Genomic DNA, 18,696 nt, shown 5'->3' with positions numbered 1-18,696 from the left:
CGCCGGATCATTCCCACTCGATGGTGCCGGGCGGCTTCGAGGTGATGTCATAGGTGCAGCGGTTGATGCCCTTGACCTCGTTGATGATTCTTGTGGCGGTTTCGCCCAGGAATTCATGGCTGAAGGGATAGTAATCGGCTGTCATGCCATCGACCGAGGTCACCGCGCGCAGGGCGCAGGCAAAATCATAGGTGCGACCGTCGCCCATCACGCCCACGGTGCGGACCGGCAGGATTGCCACAAAAGCCTGCCAGATATCGTCATAAAGACCGTGCTTGCGGATTTGGTCGATATAGATAGCATCGGCTTCGCGCAGGATCTCCAGCTTTTCACGGGTGATCTCACCGGGGCAGCGGATCGCCAGGCCCGGTCCGGGGAAGGGGTGACGGCCAATAAAGCTTGCAGGCAGGCCCAGTTCGCGGCCCAATGCGCGGACCTCGTCCTTGAACAGCTCGCGCAGGGGTTCGACCAGTTTCAGCCCCATCTTTTCCGGCAGGCCGCCCACGTTGTGGTGCGATTTAATGGTGACTGACGGGCCGCCCGAGAAGGACACCGATTCAATCACATCCGGGTACAGGGTGCCCTGTGCCAGGAACTCGGCGCCCTCAATCGTGTTGGCGTGTTTCTGGAACACGTCGATGAACAGCTTGCCGATGATCTTGCGTTTGGTTTCCGGGTCGCTTTGGCCATCCAGCTCGCCCAGGAACAGCTCCTGCTCATCCGCGTGGATCAGCTGGATGTTATAGTTGTCGCGGAACATCGCGACGACTTCTTCCGCCTCGTTCTTGCGCAACAGCCCGTGGTCGACAAACACACAGGTCAGCTGATCGCCGATCGCTTCGTGGATCAGGATCGCCGCAACTGAGGAATCCACACCGCCGGACAATCCGCAGATCACCTGCTTGTCGCCAACCTGTTCGCGGATCTTTTCGATCATTTGTTCGCGGTAGGCGCCCATGGTCCAGTCGCCGCTGAAGCCCGCCAGGCGCACAAAATTCTCATAGAGCTTGGCGCCGTTCGGGGTGTGATGCACCTCCGGGTGGAACTGCACCGCATAGAAATTGCGGGAGACATCGGCGGTGATGGCATAAGGCGCGTTGGGAGAGGTACCGTAGACCTCAAAACCCGGTGCGATCTTGCTCACGTGGTCGCCGTGCGACATCCAGACCTGCTCGCGGTCGCTGTCATTGGCAAACCAGCCTTCCAGCAGCGGCGGTGTCTCCACGGTGGGGGTGACAAAGGCGCGGCCGAATTCGGCGGTGCCGTGGCCGCTTTCCACCTTGCCGCCCAGCTGGTGCATCATCACCTGCTGGCCATAGCAGATGCCCAGGATCGGCACGCCATAGTCGAAAATCTCCTGCGGCGCACGCGGCGACCCTTCGCGGGTCACACTGTCCGGCCCGCCCGAGAAGATCACAGCTTTGGGCGCCAGCTCGCGCACAAACTCCATGGTGACATTCTGATAGGGGTGGATTTCGCAATAGACGTTCAGCTCGCGCAGGCGGCGTGCAATCAGCTGCGTGACCTGGCTGCCAAAGTCGATGATGAGAAGGCGGTCATGGGATGTCTCTGTCATGCACGCGCCATAGGGCAGGAAAGCCTTTTCCGCAAGAGGGTTTGAGCCTGCGCCGGCCCGCAGCCGCGATTTTCACGGCAGACCGGTCCTGAACCTGGCCAGGGTATGCGAAAGTTCACAGCAACGGTGCAAAATGCCCCGCCAATGTCGCTTTTCAACTTGAATGGCCGTAATCCTGCGGCGGCGTGGTGTGAGGTGGCTATAATACCCATCGCAATGAAATGCCTGTGGTGAGGATAAACCATGACAGAAGCAGCACCGCGCCGTCGCGCACGGGGTGGCGGCGGCGCCGCCCGCCGCGCCGAACGCACCAGCGTCAAGATCGAGACCGCGAAGTACATCGAGCGCAACATTCCAAACTTCGAGATCCTGAACGAGGAAGCGCTGGAGATCATCGAATACAACGCGGATACCATCCTGGAAGAGGTCGGCGTCAACTTCGTTGACAACCCGGCGGCGCTGGAGCGCTGGCGCGAAGCCGGTGCAGACGTCAACGGCGAGCGCGTGCGCATCCCCCGCGGACTGGCCCGCAAGCTGTGCGAAACAGCTCCGTCGGAGTTCACCCAGCACGCCCGCAACCCGGAGAAATCCGTGGTTATCGGCGGCCGCAACATGGTTCTGGCGCCGGTCTACGGCCCGCCGTTTGTGCGCGACGCTGCTGGTGGACGCCGCTACGCGACCATGGACGACTTCAACAAATTCGTGAAGCTCGCCTATATGTCCAAATGGCTGCATCACTCGGGCGGCACCGTCTGCGAGCCCACCGATATCCCGGTGAACAAGCGCCACCTGGACATGCTGATGGCGCATATGACCCTCAGCGATAAACCGTTCATGGGTTCGGTCACCGAACCCAGCCGGGCGCAGGACTCGGTCGATATGGCCGGCATTCTGTTCGGCAAGGAGTTCGTGCAGAACAACACTGTGATGACCTCGCTCACCAACATCAACTCGCCGATGACTTTCGACGATGTGATGATGGGCTCGCTGGAAGTCTACGCCAAGAACATGCAGGCCTGCATCATCTCGCCCTTCATCGTTGGCGGCGCCATGGCGCCGGTGTCGGTTGCGGGCACCCTCACGCAGGTTCTGGCCGAGGTTCTGGCCGGTGTCGCCTACAGCCAGCTGTGCCGCGCAGGCGCGCCGGTGATCTTCGGCGCCATGGTGACCTCGATCGACATGAACTCGGGCGCGCCGACCTTCGGCACCCCGGAGGCGTCGCACATCACCTATGGCGCCGGTCAGCTGGCCCGCCGCATGAACCTGCCGTACCGTTCGGCCGGCTCTTTCTGCGGCTCCAAATTGCCCGACGCGCAGGCGGCCTATGAGACCGCGAACTCGCTCAACATGGGTCTTCTGTCGGGTGTGAACTTCCAGTTGCACTCCTGCGGCTGGCTCGAAGGCGGCCTGGTCGCCGACTTTGAGAAGTTCGTGATGGACGCCGACCAGCTGGGCGTTTTGCACGGCTTGGCCAAAGGCGTGTCGGTGGACGAAAACGCCCAGGCGATGGACGCCATCCGCGAAGTCGGACCCGGCGGCCACTATCTGGGCTGCGCCCACACCCAGGAGAACTTCAAATCGGCCTTCTGGAAATCCGAACTGCTCGACTACAAACCCTTTGAACAGTGGGAAGAAGAAGGTGCGCGCGACACCTATGCGCTGGCGACCAACCGCGTCGAGAAACTGCTGGCCACTTACGAGCAGCCGGCGCTGGACCCGGCCATCAAAATGGCTCTGGACGAGTATGTGGCTGAAAAGAAAGCTTCGATGCCCGACGCATTCATGTAATCGCGCAGCTACAGCTACAGCTTAGGGGCAGGGGGCAGCCGCCTCTGCCGCAGCAGAACGGCGGTCCCGTGGGGCCGCCGTTTCTGTTTTTGGCCGGGTCGCAGTATTGCGCAGGAAAGCGGCTTCGCCCGCCAGCGCGATCAGCACATCCACATGCCGGATCAGCGAATATCCCGCTTCACCTGCCTTGCGTGCGGTGTCCTGCGCGCTTTCCAGCTCCAGGAGCTGCATTACGGCCGCGGCCGGCTTGGGCAGGGTCCCGTACCCTAGAATCCGGCGCAGATCCCGCTGCCGGCTATAGTTCTGCGCCCCCAGCCGGGCAGCCCTTGCCAGAATCCGCGGGCGCCGGAGCAATGTAAGCCGGGTGTATACGTCCTGCATGGTCCTCTCCTTTCAATTCTCTGTACCGGATCTGCTATATCACAACCTATTGTGGTGTTGCGGCGAGGGGGCTACCGGCGAACGGTACGTTTTGTGATGATTATGTTTTCTCTGGAAACAATGGGGCCTGATCCGCGCATTTGTTCAACTACAGTCAGGCGTACGTGGAAAAGCCTCAGACGCTATTGATTGCGGCTGACAGGCTGGCCTGGCTGACGACCGGGGCTTGATATATGCAAAACATACCGCACGCGTCCCTGCCTGGCTGGGTGCCGCTTGAGACATGCCGTTACCTTCAGCACACAGAGGCAGGCCGCCCGATCCGGCAATTGGCCCGCAAGGCCGGGTGTCATCCTTCCACCATCCTGCGGCAGGTCAGGCGGGTGGAGACCCTGCGGGATGATCCGCTGATCGACGAAGTTCTGACCTACCTTGCCGGGCGTTACCAAACATCTTCCGGCCATTCCGGAAAACCCAGCAAGTCCGGCACCAGCCCGGGCAAACCGGCCGGGCGCGGATTGACCGCCGGGTTCGAGCAGGAGGCCGCCAGTGTCCTGACCCTGCTGAGCCGCGGCGGTGCGGTTCTGGCTGCGGCTGAGGGCATGGAAATGGCCGTGGTCGTGCGCGAAGGCACCGAGGCAGACGGGCAGAAGGTGGCCGTCTCGCGCCCGCTGGCCGGTGCTTTGGCTTTAACCGGCTGGATTTCCTGTGCCCGCCGGAGCCGGATCAGCCGGTATGCCATCACCCCATCAGGGCGCAGCGCCTTGAACCGGATTATTGCCGATCAGGAGAACCGGGCGCGGGCCCGTCTGGAGGGCGGCTTTGCCGAAGCCCAGACGCCGTTTCTGGCACCCGAAGACAGCAGCAAATCCAGCTATGGCCGCAAGCCGCGCTACGGCGGATCCGAAACGCCGCTGGAGATGCTGGCCCGGCTGTCGGACAAGGATGGCAATTCCTTTTTGACCCCGGGCATGATCAGCGCCGGCAAGCGCCTGCGGGAGGATTTCGAGCTGGCCCAGATCAGCGGCCATCTGATGCAGGAGAAGCTGTATTTTACGAACGGCAGCCAAGCGCTGCGCAGCAGCAGCCAGGAAGCCGGGGCTGCGGCGCGCAAGCGCATGACAGAGGCGCTGCAGACGCTGGGGATGGGGCTGAGCGACATCGCTCTGCGCTGTTGCTGCCATCTGGAAGGGCTGGAAACAGCAGAGCGCAATCTGGGCTGGCCGGCCCGGTCGGGTAAGGTGGTGCTGCGTATCGCCCTGCAGCATTTGGCAGATTACTACGGCGAGACCAGCGCGCAGGAGGCTGAGCTGATCGGCTGACCGCGCAAGCCCGGCAAACGAAAACGGGCCCGCATTTGGCGGACCCGTTAAACTGCCTGAATTGGCAACGCCTTAGGCGGCGACTTCTGCCTTGGCTTCTTTCAGGTGCTTCAGCACGGTCTCGGGCGAGGAGACACCATAGGGGTCATCGCCGTGGTTGTCGGACAGGCCCGGCTCTTCGAACCATGCTTCAACAACACCGTTGTCGATGATGGCGGCATAGCGCCAGGAGCGGTTGCCGAAGCCCAGGTTGTCCTTGGCGACCAGCATGCCCATCTTGCGGGTGAATTCGCCGGAACCGTCGGGGATCACGTCCACGTTTGCCAGGTTCTGCGCTTCGGCCCATTTGTTCATCACAAAGCTGTCGTTCACCGACATGCAATAGATTGCGTCGATGCCTTCGGCCTGGAAATCGGCAAAGCCGTTTTCAAAGCCCGGCAGCTGGTAGGTCGAGCAGGTGGGGGTAAAGGCGCCGGGCAGCGAGAACAGCACAACGCGCTTGCCTGCAAAATAATCAGCGGTGGTTTTGTCTTCCCAGCGGAAGGGGTTCGGGCCTTCGACCGCTTCGTCACGGACGCGGGTGTGGAAGGTCACGTCGGGCAGCTTAACGCCAGCTTTCATTTCGGAATGCTCCTGAAGGTGGGTGTTCGTTCGGCGGGCAGGCTTAAAACGATTCTAAGCCGGTATCAACAAGTCCGTGAGCAAGTTGTGAAGGTTCCGGACAAGACGCCGCAGATGCGCCATCCGGGAGCCAAAAGGCGGCACACCGGGCGCGGGTTTTAATGCCATCAGGAGAGGTGCTGCCGGTCAGGCCGCTGCCTTCTTTATTGTCACTGTGGTTCCGCGCAGCTTACGCTCGGCCGCCGTGGTAAGGTCATTGAATTTCTTCAATGTGGCCAGCAGCTTCTTCTTGTCCTTGGAATCGTTGATTATGCCGGGAAACTTCTTTTTCACCGTCTGGTACTGGTCGTTGATCTTCTTCAGGTCTTTGTATTTCGCTGCCGCCGCCTTCAGATCCGGCGCTGCTGCCTTCAAGTCTTGCCCGGCCTTTTCGATGGCCGATACGCAATGGGCGTTGATCGCCTTCACCAGCGCCCCGACCCGGTTGGTGTATTTCTTCAGGTTCCGGTCCACCAGCAGCTGCGGCAGCTCGGTTGCATCCAGCTTCTTGTCCTGAGAGTCGTCGCTTTCCTTCAGAATCTTGGCCACGTTCTTCTGGAAATTCGCGGCATAGAATTTCTGGGCCGCGTTCAGCTTGCCCTCATACTGCACTGCTTTCTTTACTTCGGCAGCTTCCTTGGCCAGCGTGTCCTGCAGTGCCTCGATGTCCTTTTTCGAGGCTGACGTCTTGGACCGCTTTTTCAGATCCTTGGTAATCTCGGCCAGCAGCTTGTCCAGCTTCGCCAGATGCGCCTTGGCGTCGCCGCAAAAGCCCAGCATGGCATCCAGCTCTTCCTGATGGATATCCACCGCCTTGTTCCAGGTGGTCAGCCCGTCCTTGAAGTTTTTGTTCTTCTGCAGGTCCGCCATCTTCTTGGACTCGACCCCGTCCTTGCGCGCTTTGGCCAGGCTTTCGCGGAAATAATCCTCGCCCTCCCAGGCATTGCCCAGTGAAATCCCAACCCGTTTCTTGAGCTTGTCGCCCTCAGCGGTGGTGTATGTCTTGGTGCCTGCAGCCAGCTTTTTATGCTCTGCTTTGAACTTTTCCAGCTCCTTGGCCATGCGTCCCTCCCGGAATGATTTGCGGCGAAATCTTCTTGCTCCGCGTGAATTATGTGTTCCCCAGCGTCACTTTGGCAAAGGAAAACGGCGCATTTGCGAAGTTTGAGCCATGATAAGGCTGCAGGGCAGGGTTGACGATATGCCCGTGCCAAGCCAATTCAGCTATGTTAAACCTGCGCAGAACGCCAAAGGCCGGAAGGGAAACCCACGTGAGAGACCTAAAGATCCCGGAGCAGCGCCACCCTGAAAAGGCGCATCGTCCCGACAACGCTCAGCCCAAAAAGCCAAGCTGGATCCGGGTCAAGGCGCCGGGCGGCAAGGGCTATGCTGAAACGCATAAAATCATGCGCGACAACAAGCTGACCACGGTCTGCGAGGAAGCGGGCTGCCCCAACGTCGGCGAATGCTGGAGCCAGGGCCACGCCACCATGATGATCATGGGCGAGGTCTGCACCAGGGCCTGTTCTTTTTGCAACATTGCGACCGGCAAGCCGCCCGAGGCGCTGGACGTGTTTGAACCGGGCCGGGTGGCGGATGCGGTGCAAAAGCTGGGGCTGAACCACGTTGTCATCACCTCGGTGGACCGCGACGATATCGAGGACGGCGGAGCCGAGCATTTCGCCCAAACCATCCGGGCGGTGCGCCACCGCTCGCCGAATACAACCATCGAAATCCTCACCCCTGACTTCCTGAAATGCGACTCCTCGGTGCTGGAAAAAGTGGTGGAGGCGCGCCCGGATGTGTTCAACCACAATCTGGAAACCGTGCCGGGCCTGTACCCGGAGGTCCGCGCCGGCGCGCGCTATTTCCACTCGCTGCGGCTGTTGCAGCGGGTCAAGGAACTGGACCCGTCGATGTTTACCAAGTCCGGCATCATGGTCGGTCTGGGCGAGGATGCACAGGCGGTGAAACAGGTGATGGACGACATGCGCGCTGCAGACATCGACTTCCTGACCATCGGCCAGTACTTGCAGCCGACGCCGAAACACCATGCGGTGGACCGTTTCGTGACGCCCGAGGAGTTCAAATCTTATGAGAAAGCCGCCTATGGCAAGGGCTTCCTGATGGTCTCAGCTACACCGCTGACGCGCTCCTCCTACCATGCGGGCGACGACTTTGCCCGTCTGCGCGAGGCCCGCAACAAGAAGCTGGGGCTTGCATGACGCCCGAGCGTCTGGCGCGGCTCCGCGCCTTACGCCATGCACTGCATCAGATCCCGGAAGTGTCGGGCGCCGAGGAAAAGACCGCCGCCATGGTGGCGGATTACCTGCGCCATTTTGAACCGGATCAGCTGCTGACCGGGCTGGGCGGCCACGGGGTTGCCGCGGTTTTTTACGGCATTTCCGACGGCCCCACCGTTCTGATCCGCTGCGAGCTTGACGGCCTGCCGATCGAAGAACTCTCGGATCAGCCCTACCGTTCCACCCATCAGGGCCGCGGCCATCTCTGCGGCCATGACGGCCATATGACGATGGTTGCCGCCCTGGCAGAGGACCTGGCAGAACAGCGCCCTGCACGGGGCCGGGTTGTGCTGCTGTTCCAGCCCGCCGAGGAAACCGGCAAGGGCGCCGCGGCGATGATTGCCGACCCGGCTTTCGCTCAGATTGCACCGGACTATGCTTTCTCGCTGCACAACCTGCCGGGCCTGCCGGTGGGGCAGGTTGCCTTGTGTTCCGGTGCCGCCAACTGCGCGTCGCGCGGGATGCGGATCAAGCTGGCCGGCAAGACCTCCCACGCTGCCGCGCCGCAGGACGGGGTGTCACCCGCCGGTGCCATAGCGCAGCTGCTGCCGGGCTTGGCGGATTTGGGCAGCGGCGCTGAACTGGGGCCGGAGTTTGCCCTAGTCACCCTGACTCACGCGCGGCTGGGCGAGGCCGCTTTTGGCATTGCGCCTGGCTATGGCGAGGTTTGGGCCACGCTGCGCACCGTCACCGATGCCCGCATGGAGCAGTTGATTGCTGCTGCAACGGCGCATGTGGAACAGGCCTGCGCCGCGGAAGGGCTGACATTTTCAATCGAATTTGATGACGTCTTTGACGCTTGCACCAACCATCCCGAGGCGGTCGCGGTTCTGCGTGCGGCTGCCGCAGCGGCGGGGTGCCCGGCACAGATGCGCGACGACCCGCAGCGCTGGTCCGAGGATTTCGGCCAGTTCGGCAAACAGGCGAAAGCGGCGATGTTCTGGCTCGGCTCCGGCACGGATCAGCCGCAGCTGCACAATCCGGATTACGACTTCCCGGATGCGGCGATCCCGGCCGGGGCCGGGATTTTCCTGCAGGCGGTCAGAAACCTGCTGGGCTGAGCGTTACTTCAGCAGCGCGTCGACAACAGCAACCGCGCCGATAATGGCAAGGGTGTCTTTCACGACCTCATAGATTTTGCCGTTCTGACGCACGTACCGGTGACCGTCGCGCGGCGGATTCAGGCCCCAGCGATCATAGTCTTTTACATAAATCCAGTCGCCGCCCTGGATATGACCTTGCCTTGCCTGGCGTTTTTTCACCTGGCCGGGCGCATGATAGGCGGCACTGTTGTTGTGGCCCGGCGCCTGTTTTTTCGGTCCGGCAAGGGTCGCGGCGGGGGCAAGGGCGAGGTTTGCTGCTGCAATTGCGGCCACTATCGCGGTCTTTTGCATTGCGGGTTTCCTGTGATCACTGCTTTGGGCTCACAGATGATCAAGGCTGACGGAAAAGGCAAATCCGCTGCGCCGGAAAGCGCCGAAAGCGGGTGGAAACCGGCGGTCCGGCGCCGGTTTCCTTGCGCAGCTTGGCCGGGTGCGTTTTTCTGCGGATTGTGGCTTTGATGCATATGCGTGCGCAATGAACCTGCGGGTGGTTGTGCAGGACGCAGGAATGCAAAACTCTTGGGGTGCGGCGGGCCGGAAGCGGATCAGCCCTCGTCCGTGAACCGCACTTTGCCAATATGCGGCAGGTTCCTGTTGCGTTGCGCGTAGTCGATCCCGTAGCCCACGACAAATTCGTCCGGGATCTCAAACCCCACCCAATCCGAGCGGAAATCCACCTCGCGGCGGGATGGTTTGTCCAATAGCGCAATGGATTTCAGCCGCGCCGGATTGCGGCTTTGCAGCAGGTGGGTGACATGGTTCAGCGTGTGGCCGGTGTCGACGATGTCTTCAACGACCAGCACGTCGCGCCCTTCAATGGCGCCGCGCAAGTCTTTGAGAATGCGCACTTCCCGGCTGCTTTCCATTGCGTCGCCGTAAGAGGACGCCTCCAGGAAATCGACCTCGATCGGCAGGTCCAGCTCGCGTACCAGATCGGCGATGAACACGAAACTGCCGCGCAACAGGCCAACCACGACCAGCTTGTCGGTGCCTGCGAATTCACTATGAATTTCTGAACAAAGCTCTTCGATCCGTGCTGCAATGGCCTTGGCCGAGATCATCACATCAATGACATATGGACGCTGTGACATGGCTGCCCCCTTGAATTTCCCGCGCGTTCATAGGACATGACGCGGCACAATTGTAGCAGAAAATCAGCAGGCCGATGCCCACACACTCGGAAACCCGCCAGATGCCCTATTCGGCGCAGCAGATGTACAATCTGGTTGCCGACGTTGCGCAATACCCGAAATTCCTGCCTTGGTGTTCCGCCGCCCGCATCCGCAGCCGCGCAGCCCTGGGCGAGGCCGAAGTGTTGGAGGCGGATCTGGTGATCTCCTTCAAGGTGTTCCGTGAGCGCTTTGGCAGCCGGGTGACGCTGTATCCGGGTGAGCGTAAAATCGATACCGAATATCTGGACGGCCCATTTCGCTACATGAAGTCCCACTGGGCCTTTGCCCCGCGCGAGGACGGCACCTGCGATGTGTCTTTCTTTGTTGATTTCGAATTCAAGAACGCGGTGCTGCAGGGCATCATCGGCGTGGTCTTCAACGAGGCGATGCAGCGCATTGTGCGCGCTTTTGAACGCCGGGCGGCGGAGCTTTACAACTGACACCAACCTTGACCGGCATTTCTGAATTGACTTGAGGCGGGCTTGAAGTTGTATCGGGGCTGGTCTCAATATCAATCAGGAAGGGTTGCGCCGGGATGGAACAGGACTTTTGGCAGGCGCGCTGGCGCGAGAACCGGATCGGCTTTCACGAAGACGCGCCCAACACCCTGCTGACGCGGCATTTTCCAAAGCTGGGCTTGCACGCGGGCCAGTCGGTTTTTGTGCCGCTTTGCGGTAAGGCACTGGACCTGGATTGGCTGTGCGGCCAAGGGCTGCAGGTATCCGGGATTGAGTTCAATCAGGGCGCTGTTGAGGAGGCTTTTGCCCGCCAGCGTCTGGAGCCTGAGATGATCCGGCAAGGGGACCTTATACGTTTCCAGGCGGGCGGTCTGACCCTTTTTGCGGGAGACTTCTTTGCGCTGACGGCAGAGCATCTGGGCACAGTGGATACGGTTTACGACCGGGCGGCGCTGGTTGCGGTCAAGCCTGAGGACCGCAAGGCATATGCTGTGCAACTCAACCGCATTACTGGCTGTGCGCAGCAGTTTCTGGTCGGATTTGACTATGATCAGTCCTTGATGGATGGCCCGCCGTTTTCGGTGCCGGGTGAAACCGTGCAAGCATTGTATCGGGAGAGGCATGCGATCACCCTGATTGAGGAACGTGCGGCTGACGGCCGCATCGGTGAACGCTGCAACGCGCTGGAACAGGCCTGGCTGTTGAAACCGCTGGATTAGAACGCAAGACGGGCCCCCGAAGGGACCCGCCCGGTGCGGAAATTGCACCGTCTGCCGTGAGTGGCGGCATGCGTCATAGCCGGGGTCAGCTGTTCATGTCGTACGCACGCTCACCATGAACTGAAAGATCGAGGCCGTTGGTCTCGCTTTCAAGATCCACGCGCAAAGATGTGATGAAAGCGGAGATTTTAACCAGCACGATGGTCACCACCACGGTAAAGACGCCGACAATTGCCAGTCCGCCCAGCTGCGCGGCCCAAGTGCCGGCGCCGAAGACGGCGATCATGATAGTGCCAAAGATACCGCCGACGCCATGCACGGCAAACACATCCAGCGTGTCGTCGATCTGCATCTTGTTGCGCACCAGATTGACCATTTCCTGACACAGGACACCTGCAACGGCCCCGATGATCAGCGCTTCCACCGGGCCGACAAAGCCGGAGGCTGGCGTGATTGAGGCAAGGCCCGCAATGGTGCCGGTGACCAGACCCACAAGGGAGGCCTTGCCGTATTTGATCTTTTCCCACAATGCCCAGCTGAGCGAGGCGGTGGCGGCTGAAAGATGGGTTACGGTCAGCGCCATTGCGGCCCCGCCGTCAGCGGCCAGCTGCGAGCCGCCGTTGAAGCCGAACCAGCCGACCCACAGCATTGCAGCGCCAATCATTACATAGCCGGGATTGTGCGGCGGGATGGCGCGGTTTTTACGCGGGCCAAGGTAGAAGGCGATGATCAGCGCTGCGATACCTGCGGTTTCATGCACCACGATGCCGCCGGCAAAGTCCTTCACCCCCGTTTCGCCGAAGATACCGCCATCGGCCAGGAAACCGCCGCCCCAGATCCAATGCACCACCGGCGCATAGCACAGAAGCATCCAAAGACCCGAGAATACGAGGACGAAGCCAAAGCCCACCCGCTCCACATAGGCGCCGACGATCAGCGCGGGCGTGATGATGGCAAATGTCATCTGAAAGGCAAAAAACAGAACCTCGGGCAATGTGCCGGAGAGGCTGTCGGCGGTGACACCGTTCAGGAACATTTTGTCCAGCCCGCCCCACAGGCCGCTGGTGCCGCTGCCAAAGGCAATTGTGTAGCCGAATGCGAGCCACAGAACGCTCATTAAACAGGCGATGGCGTAGCAATGCATAAAGACGCTGAGCACATTGCGGGCACGTACCAGCCCGCCATAAAACAGGGCCAGCCCTGGCAATGTCATGAAGAGGACCAGGGCCGTGGCCACAATGATCCATGCGGTATCCGCTCCGTTCATCCGAGTGTTCCTTCCCCTTGAAAAACCGGTGAGGTCAGGAGAAAGCGGAAAACCTGCGCGAAAAAAAGCGGCAGAGGTTTGCAAGCCGCACAATTCGGCGGCTTTTTTGCAAGTGCTGGTTTTTTGGGCAGGCTTTTGCAGGCGCTGCCCGGAATGCACCCGGTTTACGAAATTGCCTGCATCAGCAAAGACAGCGCGTGATCGCGGGCCGCTGTTCGGACATTGGCGCGGCCAATGGCGCCGAAGTTCACGGTTTCAGTGACCGCCGGATAGCCTGCACGGGCTAGGCCGAAACAGACGCGGCCCTCGGGTTTGAACTCTGATCCTCCGGGACCGGCGATGCCAGTGACGGAGACCGCGAGCGAAACACCTGCCTGTGTCACCGCACCTGCGGCCATCTCAGCCGCGACGTCCTCGCTGACCGCCCCTTTGGCGTCCAGAGTCTCCGTCTTTACGCCCAGCATCTGCATCTTGGCGTCGTTGGAATAGGTGACAAAGCCGCGATCGACCACGGCGGAGGAGCCGGGAATATCCGTAAGCGCCGCCGCAATCATACCGCCGGTGCAGCTTTCGGCGGTGGCAATGGTGAGACCTGCCGCCTTTGCCTGGGTGATCAGCTTTGCCACATCCACACTCATAATCCCAGTACCCCGTGCGAGAAGCCGGCCAGCAGGGCAACGCCGATGGCGGCCATGATGCCGGCGATGACATCATCCATCATAACACCAAACGGGCCCTCCTGGCGATCTGCCCAGCCGACAGGGCCCGGTTTCCAGATGTCGAACAGGCGGAACAGCAGGAACGCGCTGATCCAGCCGGGCCAAAGTGCGGTGATAGGAATGCCATGCGCCCAGGCCGGATAGGAGATGGCCCAAAGCGCGATCCACTGGCCTGCGACCTCATCCACCACGATTTCCGACGGGTCGTGGTTGTCGCTGCCGGCGGTCATGATCTTGGTCGCCCAGAGGCCAGCGGGGATGCAAGCAAGGGTCGCCAGGGCCAGCAACGGGAAGCCGCCCAGCTGATGCAAGCCGTAGGCCAAGGGCAGGGCGGCCAGCGATCCCCAGGTGCCGGGGGCCGGGCGGATGTAACCAACGCCGCAGACGGTGCCGATTGCTTGCGCCGGGGTCATGCCTTCACCAAAGCAGCGGTGGCGATGGCGGCGATGCCCTCACCGCGGCCGGTGAAGCCGAGACGTTCAGACGTGGTGGCTTTGATCGAAACCCTGTCAGCCTCGATACCTAGAATTTGGGCCATGACTTCACGCATGCGGGCCGCGTGGGGGCCGACTTTGGGGTATTCGCAGACCAGGGTGCAATCGACGTTCGACAGGGTGAAACCCATCTCTCGCGCCAGATTGGCGGCATGGCGCAGGAAAATCTCGCTGGCAGCACCCTTCCACTGCGGATCGGAGGGCGGGAAATGCTGGCCGATATCACCGCGGGCCAGTGCGCCATAGATCGCATCGGTGACGGCGTGCATCCCAACATCGGCGTCGGAGTGGCCCTGCAGGGTTTTCTCATGCGGGATTTCCACACCGCAGAGGATCACGCTGTCACCGGGGCCGAACCGGTGCACGTCGTAGCCATTGCCAAGCCTGATATCCATGTCAGCTCCCAGAATGCGTTCCGCCCTGGTGAAATCCTCGGGGCGGGTGATTTTGATATTGTCCGGCTCGCCCGGAATGATTGCAACGTCAAGACCTGCGGCGCGCGCAACCTCAACGTCATCCGCCGCGCCGCCGGGATGGGACAGATGTGCGGCCAGTATGTTCTGAAACCGGAAGCCCTGGGGGGTTTGAGCGGCGTAGAGGCCGTTGCGGTCCTGAGTGCCCGTGACGGTGTTCTCGGCGCCAGTCCACAGCGCGTCGGTCACAGCAAGAGCCGGGGCTGCTGCAGGGATCTCGTCCAAGGCATCGAGAATGCTTTGGATCAGATCACTGCTGACACAGGGCCGGGCGGCGTCGTGGATCAGCACTTTCTCCACGCCATGCGTCTCCAGGGCCTTCAACCCGTTCAGGACAGAGGTTGCGCGTTCGGCACCACCCTCGGCCAGGATCAAGCTGGGGTGCCCGGAGAATTCGCCCCAAGCGGCGGTGTCATCGGGCGACAGCACAAGCACCGTGAGATCCACGCCTGCTTTTTCAAAGGCTTCGAGGGTCCAGTCAATCACCCGGCGGGTTTTCAGCGGACGCCATTGTTTCGGCGTGCCGCCGCCTGCACGGGTGCCGCGGCCGGCGGCGACGATCAGGGCTGCGGTGGTCATGCGGGCCTCATGATAAGTTCGGCATTTGTTTATGAGGTGGCGCAGGGATAGGCAATCACCCCACGGAATGTGCCTGAAAAATAGGCAAGTGGTGATTTGCTGTGCCTTGCAAAGCGCAGTTTCATTGCTGCATAGCAAAGGCTTCGGATAAAAACGTCTCAGTTGCACAAGGATTAGGCAGTTGTCCTTCACGCTTGGAACCACCTCCATGTCTCCGCCGATTGCATTGGCGCCGATGGCTGGAATCACCGACCGTCCGTTCCGGGATCTGGTCCGCTCTTTCGGAGTGGGGCTGATGGTGAGTGAGATGGTGGCAAGCCAGGAGATGGTACAGGCCAAGCCTGGCGTGCGCGAACGGGCGGAGCTGAGCGCAGATGTGGAAAATACTGCAGTGCAGCTGGCCGGACGGGATGAATACTGGATTTCCGAGGCCGCGAAACACGTTGCCGGGCAGGGCGCGCGGATCATCGACATCAACATGGGCTGCCCGGCCAAGAAGGTGACTAATGGCTATTCAGGCTCAGCTCTGCTGAAAACGCCGGATCACGCGCTGAAACTGATCGAGGCGGTGGTGGAGGCTGTCGATGTGCCGGTCACACTGAAGACCCGGCTGGGCTGGGACGACAACTGCCTGAACGCGCCGGATGTGGGCCGGCGGGCCTGCGAAGCCGGCGTGCAGATGATTACGATTCATGGCCGCACCCGCTGCCAGTTCTACAAGGGGTCGGCAGATTGGAAGGCGATCCGGACGGTGAAGGACGCAGTCAGCGTGCCGCTGCTGGCCAATGGCGACATTTTGGACACTGCAACCGCACACCGGGCGCTGGAATTCTCCGGTGCTGACGGCGTGATGATCGGGCGCGGCGCCGAAGGCAAGCCCTGGCTGCTTGCTCAGGTGGCCCATGAGCTATGGGGTGCGCCGGCACCGGATGTGCCGGAAGGTGATGCGTTGATCCATATGGTTTCAGAGCATTACAAGGCGATGCTGGAGTTTTACGGGCTGGATCTGGGGGTGCGTGTCGCCCGCAAGCATCTGGGCTGGTACATGGATGAGGCTGGATCCGGCCCCGCCATGCGCCGCGCTGTGCTGACCGGGAAAAACCCGCAGGACGTATTGGCCTTGCTGCCTGAGGCGCTGAGCGTGCAACAGCCGGAGGCCGCCGCATGATGGACAGTGCCGCCCTCTGGGCCTCGCTGCCAGTGCCCGCGTTCCTGATCGATTCCCGGGACAGGATTGCCGATGTGAATGCGGCGGCTGAGGGATTTCTGAATACCTCGCGCAAGGCGCTGGCAGGGCAGCCCGTCTGGGACACGCTGGCCATTGACGCGCCGATTGAAGAAGCCTTTGCCCGCGCCCGTGTTCAGGGCACGCCGCTGTTCGTGAACGACATCGACGTCGGTTCGGGCAGCCGGGCACCGCTGCAATGCGGGGTGCAGATCGCGCCCTTGCAAGGGCAGGAAGGTGTTATGCTGCTGATGGTCACCCCGCGCGAACTGGCCGGGCGGATGACACAGACCCATTCCGCCAAATCCGCCGCTGCCTCGGCCATCGGCATGGCGGAGATGCTGGCGCATGAGATCAAGAACCCGCTGGCGGGGATCACTGGCGCAGCCCAGCTATTGAGTATGAACCTGAGTTCCGAAGACTTGGAACTGACTGACCTGATCGTCAGCGAAAGCCGCCGGATCGTGAAGCTTCTGGATCAGGTGGAGCAGTTCGGAAACCTGACCGGACCGGCCTTCAAGCCGGTGAACCTGCATGATGTGCTGGACCGGGCGCGGCGATCGGCGCTGCTGGGGTTTGGTGCCCGCATGACCATAACGGAAAACTACGATCCCTCGCTGCCGATGGCCTGGGGGGATGCGGATCAGCTGCTGCAGGTGGTGTTGAACCTTCTTAAGAATGCCTCGGAAGCAGCTGATAATAAGGGTGGAAATATTTCCATCCGTACTTTCTATGAGCATTCCTTCCGGCTGCGGCGCAGTGATGGAACAGGCAAGCTTTTGCCGCTGCAAATTGAAATCTGCGACGACGGGCCGGGGCTGCCGGAAAAAATCAAGGATGACATATTCGACCCGTTTGTATCGGGCCGGGAGAATGGCACCGGGCTGGGGCTTGCGTTGGTGAGCAAGATCCTCTCGGAGCATAATGGCTGGATATCTGTAAGCTCGGTTCCCGGGCGCACGCTGTTCCGGCTGTCGCTGTCGCGCGTGCCGCGTGACGCAAAACCGCAGGAGAGCTGATCCATGGACGGCACCGTTCTGGTCGCAGATGACGACCGCACCATCCGCACCGTACTGACCCAGGCGCTGACGCGCGCGGGCTGCAAGGTGCATGCGACCTCTTCGCTGACCACGCTGATGCGCTGGGTGGCCGAAGGGAAAGGCGATGCCGTCATTTCAGACGTGATGATGCCGGACGGAAACGGGCTGGAGATGCTGCCCAAGATCCAGGCCGACCGGCCCGGTCTGCCGGTGATCGTGATCTCGGCGCAGAATACCATCATGACTGCGATCAAGGCGGAGGAAGCAGAAGCCTACGACTATCTGCCGAAACCTTTTGACCTGCCCGAGCTGATGAAGCGCACGGCCAAAGCATTGGCGGCCAAGCGGGTGGCGCCTGCCACGGCAAAGACCGAAGCGCCAGATCATCCGGAAGAGCTGCCGCTGATTGGCCGCAGCGAGGTGATGCAGGCACTGTACCGGCTGATCGCCAGAGTGATGAACACGGAACTGCCGTTGTTGATCACTGGCGAAAGCGGCACGGGTAAATCCCTGATTGCGCAAGCTATTCATGATTTTTCAGACCGGCGGACTTTGCCCTTTATCCACGCTGATGCCGCGGCATTGATCGACCTGGAAGGCCCGGCGCGGCTGCTGGCCCAGGCCAAGGGCGGCTCGCTGGTGGTTGATGAATTGGCGGACCTGCCGGAAGAAGCGCAGGCCCGGCTGGTGCGGATGATGGACACACCGGGCGACCATGCCCCGCGCTTCATCGCGTCCAGTCAGAAAGACCTGGCCGCGGCGATGGAGGCCGGGGAGCTGCGCCAGGATCTCTACTACCGGATCTGCGGCACCGCGCTGCAAGTGCCGGCGCTGCGGGAACGGGTGGAGGATATTCCGCTGCTGGCCGAGCATTTCCTGATCCGGGCTGAGAACGAAGGCGCGCCGCACCGCGAACTGAGTGAAGGCGCCCGGGAGGCGCTGCGCCATTTCGGTTGGCCCGGCAACGTCCGCCAGCTCGAAAACACCGTCCGGCGGCTGGCGTTGACGGCCCGCAATGAGGAAATCAGCGAGTCCGATGCGGCCGCTGTGCTGGGGCCGCAGAGCGGGCCGGAGCCTGCGGTGGCAGGTCTTGCCAATGAAAAGCTATCTGAGTCCGTGGCCCGCCATCTGCAGCGCTATTTCGATTTGCATGGCGACTTGCTGCCGCCGCCGGGTCTCTATATGCGGCTGCTGCGCGAAGTAGAGACGCCGCTGATCGAAATCGCGCTGACGGCAACCGGCGGCAACCAGGCGAAATGCGCCGAATTGCTGGGGATCAACCGGAATACTTTGCGAAAGAAGATCACCGATCTGGATATTGAGGTGACACGCCGCCGCAAACTGATGTAATATCGCCACAGAAATGTGGCCTTGTTGTGATTTTCCTAGGCAGGGCCACGAGATATGGCGGTGACTC

Annotated in this window: 19 protein-coding genes; 9 read left to right on the top strand and 10 right to left on the bottom strand. The window is 61.3% G+C overall.

The annotated features are described in order from the left end of the window. Window positions 1–7: 7 nt before the first annotated feature. The gene (guaA, locus tag K3555_RS10245) at window positions 8–1,576 is read right to left on the bottom strand and encodes a glutamine-hydrolyzing GMP synthase (RefSeq protein WP_259999275.1); all 1,569 of its coding nucleotides are present in this window, start codon (window positions 1,574–1,576) and stop codon (window positions 8–10) included. A 243-nt stretch (window positions 1,577–1,819) separates the two neighbouring features. On the opposite strand from guaA, the gene K3555_RS10240 reads away from it, so the two are divergent. After that, window positions 1,820–3,364 (top strand): trimethylamine methyltransferase family protein, encoded by a 1,545-nt coding sequence (locus K3555_RS10240; RefSeq protein WP_260008392.1) that lies wholly within the window; start codon window positions 1,820–1,822, stop codon window positions 3,362–3,364. Between the two features lie 21 nt (window positions 3,365–3,385). On the opposite strand, the gene K3555_RS10235 is transcribed toward K3555_RS10240, so the two are convergent. Then, a complete protein-coding gene (locus tag K3555_RS10235; protein ID WP_259992418.1) occupies window positions 3,386–3,745 on the bottom strand; it encodes a DUF6477 family protein in 360 nt (119 codons plus the stop codon). Window positions 3,746–3,978: 233 nt separating this feature from the next. Between K3555_RS10235 and K3555_RS10230 the strand changes: the two genes are divergently transcribed. Next, the gene (locus K3555_RS10230) at window positions 3,979–5,067 is read left to right on the top strand and encodes a helix-turn-helix domain-containing protein (RefSeq protein WP_260008391.1); all 1,089 of its coding nucleotides are present in this window, start codon (window positions 3,979–3,981) and stop codon (window positions 5,065–5,067) included. Window positions 5,068–5,139: 72 nt separating this feature from the next. On the opposite strand, the gene K3555_RS10225 is transcribed toward K3555_RS10230, so the two are convergent. Further along, window positions 5,140–5,688: a peroxiredoxin gene (locus K3555_RS10225; protein WP_259992413.1), complete on the bottom strand. Its 549-nt coding sequence runs from the start codon at window positions 5,686–5,688 to the stop codon at window positions 5,140–5,142. A 186-nt stretch (window positions 5,689–5,874) separates the two neighbouring features. Continuing rightward, complete coding sequence (locus K3555_RS10220) at window positions 5,875–6,789, bottom strand: hypothetical protein (protein WP_260008390.1); 915 nt, start codon at window positions 6,787–6,789, stop codon at window positions 5,875–5,877. A 209-nt stretch (window positions 6,790–6,998) separates the two neighbouring features. Here K3555_RS10220 and lipA point away from each other — a divergent pair, with 209 nt between their 5' ends. Together lipA and K3555_RS10210 are read left to right on the top strand one after the other, a co-directional pair. Continuing rightward, window positions 6,999–7,952, top strand: a complete 954-nt coding sequence (gene lipA / locus K3555_RS10215; protein WP_260008388.1) for a lipoyl synthase — start codon at window positions 6,999–7,001, stop codon at window positions 7,950–7,952. After that, complete coding sequence (locus K3555_RS10210; protein WP_260008387.1) at window positions 7,949–9,091, top strand: amidohydrolase; 1,143 nt, start codon at window positions 7,949–7,951, stop codon at window positions 9,089–9,091. Before lipA ends, K3555_RS10210 begins: the two co-directional genes overlap by 4 nt. 3 nt (window positions 9,092–9,094) lie before the next feature. Here the strand turns inward: K3555_RS10210 and K3555_RS10205 are convergent, their stop codons facing one another. Further along, complete coding sequence (locus K3555_RS10205; protein ID WP_311200038.1) at window positions 9,095–9,406, bottom strand: hypothetical protein; 312 nt, start codon at window positions 9,404–9,406, stop codon at window positions 9,095–9,097. Between the two features lie 272 nt (window positions 9,407–9,678). Continuing rightward, entirely contained in the window at window positions 9,679–10,224 is a 546-nt protein-coding gene (hpt, locus tag K3555_RS10200) for a hypoxanthine phosphoribosyltransferase (RefSeq protein ID WP_259992403.1), read from the bottom strand. 74 nt (window positions 10,225–10,298) lie between these two features. Between hpt and K3555_RS10195 the strand changes: the two genes are divergently transcribed. Further along, a complete protein-coding gene (locus tag K3555_RS10195; protein ID WP_260008385.1) occupies window positions 10,299–10,745 on the top strand; it encodes a type II toxin-antitoxin system RatA family toxin in 447 nt (148 codons plus the stop codon). A gap of 95 nt (window positions 10,746–10,840) precedes the next feature. After that, the gene (locus tag K3555_RS10190) at window positions 10,841–11,482 is read left to right on the top strand and encodes a thiopurine S-methyltransferase (RefSeq protein ID WP_260008383.1); all 642 of its coding nucleotides are present in this window, start codon (window positions 10,841–10,843) and stop codon (window positions 11,480–11,482) included. Between the two features lie 85 nt (window positions 11,483–11,567). Here the strand turns inward: K3555_RS10190 and K3555_RS10185 are convergent, their stop codons facing one another. From K3555_RS10185 to K3555_RS10170, 4 genes are all read right to left on the bottom strand, one after another. Continuing rightward, window positions 11,568–12,749 (bottom strand): ammonium transporter, encoded by a 1,182-nt coding sequence (locus K3555_RS10185; protein WP_260008381.1) that lies wholly within the window; start codon window positions 12,747–12,749, stop codon window positions 11,568–11,570. Between the two features lie 164 nt (window positions 12,750–12,913). Continuing rightward, entirely contained in the window at window positions 12,914–13,387 is a 474-nt protein-coding gene (locus K3555_RS10180) for a CinA family protein (protein WP_409201684.1), read from the bottom strand. Then, window positions 13,384–13,881, bottom strand: coding sequence for a phosphatidylglycerophosphatase A (locus K3555_RS10175; protein ID WP_260008380.1), 498 nt, complete (start codon window positions 13,879–13,881; stop codon window positions 13,384–13,386). Before K3555_RS10175 ends, K3555_RS10180 begins: the two co-directional genes overlap by 4 nt. After that, window positions 13,878–15,014, bottom strand: coding sequence for a bifunctional 2-C-methyl-D-erythritol 4-phosphate cytidylyltransferase/2-C-methyl-D-erythritol 2,4-cyclodiphosphate synthase (locus K3555_RS10170; RefSeq protein ID WP_260008379.1), 1,137 nt, complete (start codon window positions 15,012–15,014; stop codon window positions 13,878–13,880). The genes K3555_RS10175 and K3555_RS10170 overlap by 4 nt, the downstream gene beginning before the upstream one ends. A gap of 181 nt (window positions 15,015–15,195) precedes the next feature. On the opposite strand from K3555_RS10170, the gene dusB reads away from it, so the two are divergent. Genes dusB through K3555_RS10155 form a run of 3 tightly spaced genes read left to right on the top strand, consistent with a single transcriptional unit; the run spans window position 15,196 to window position 18,629 of the window. Then, window positions 15,196–16,182, top strand: a complete 987-nt coding sequence (dusB, locus tag K3555_RS10165) for a tRNA dihydrouridine synthase DusB (protein WP_260008377.1) — start codon at window positions 15,196–15,198, stop codon at window positions 16,180–16,182. Next, window positions 16,179–17,258 carry a nitrogen regulation protein NR(II) gene (locus K3555_RS10160; protein WP_260008376.1) on the top strand — a complete coding sequence of 360 codons (1,080 nt, stop codon included), beginning with the start codon at window positions 16,179–16,181 and terminating at the stop codon, window positions 17,256–17,258. The genes dusB and K3555_RS10160 overlap by 4 nt, the downstream gene beginning before the upstream one ends. Window positions 17,259–17,261: 3 nt before the next feature. Next, window positions 17,262–18,629 (top strand): sigma-54 dependent transcriptional regulator, encoded by a 1,368-nt coding sequence (locus K3555_RS10155; protein WP_260008374.1) that lies wholly within the window; start codon window positions 17,262–17,264, stop codon window positions 18,627–18,629. Window positions 18,630–18,696 lie beyond the last annotated feature (67 nt).

It is taken from the genome of Leisingera sp. M527 (assembly GCF_025141525.1).
Classification (GTDB): domain Bacteria; phylum Pseudomonadota; class Alphaproteobacteria; order Rhodobacterales; family Rhodobacteraceae; genus Leisingera.
This window is presented reverse-complemented; position numbering and strand designations above follow the sequence as displayed.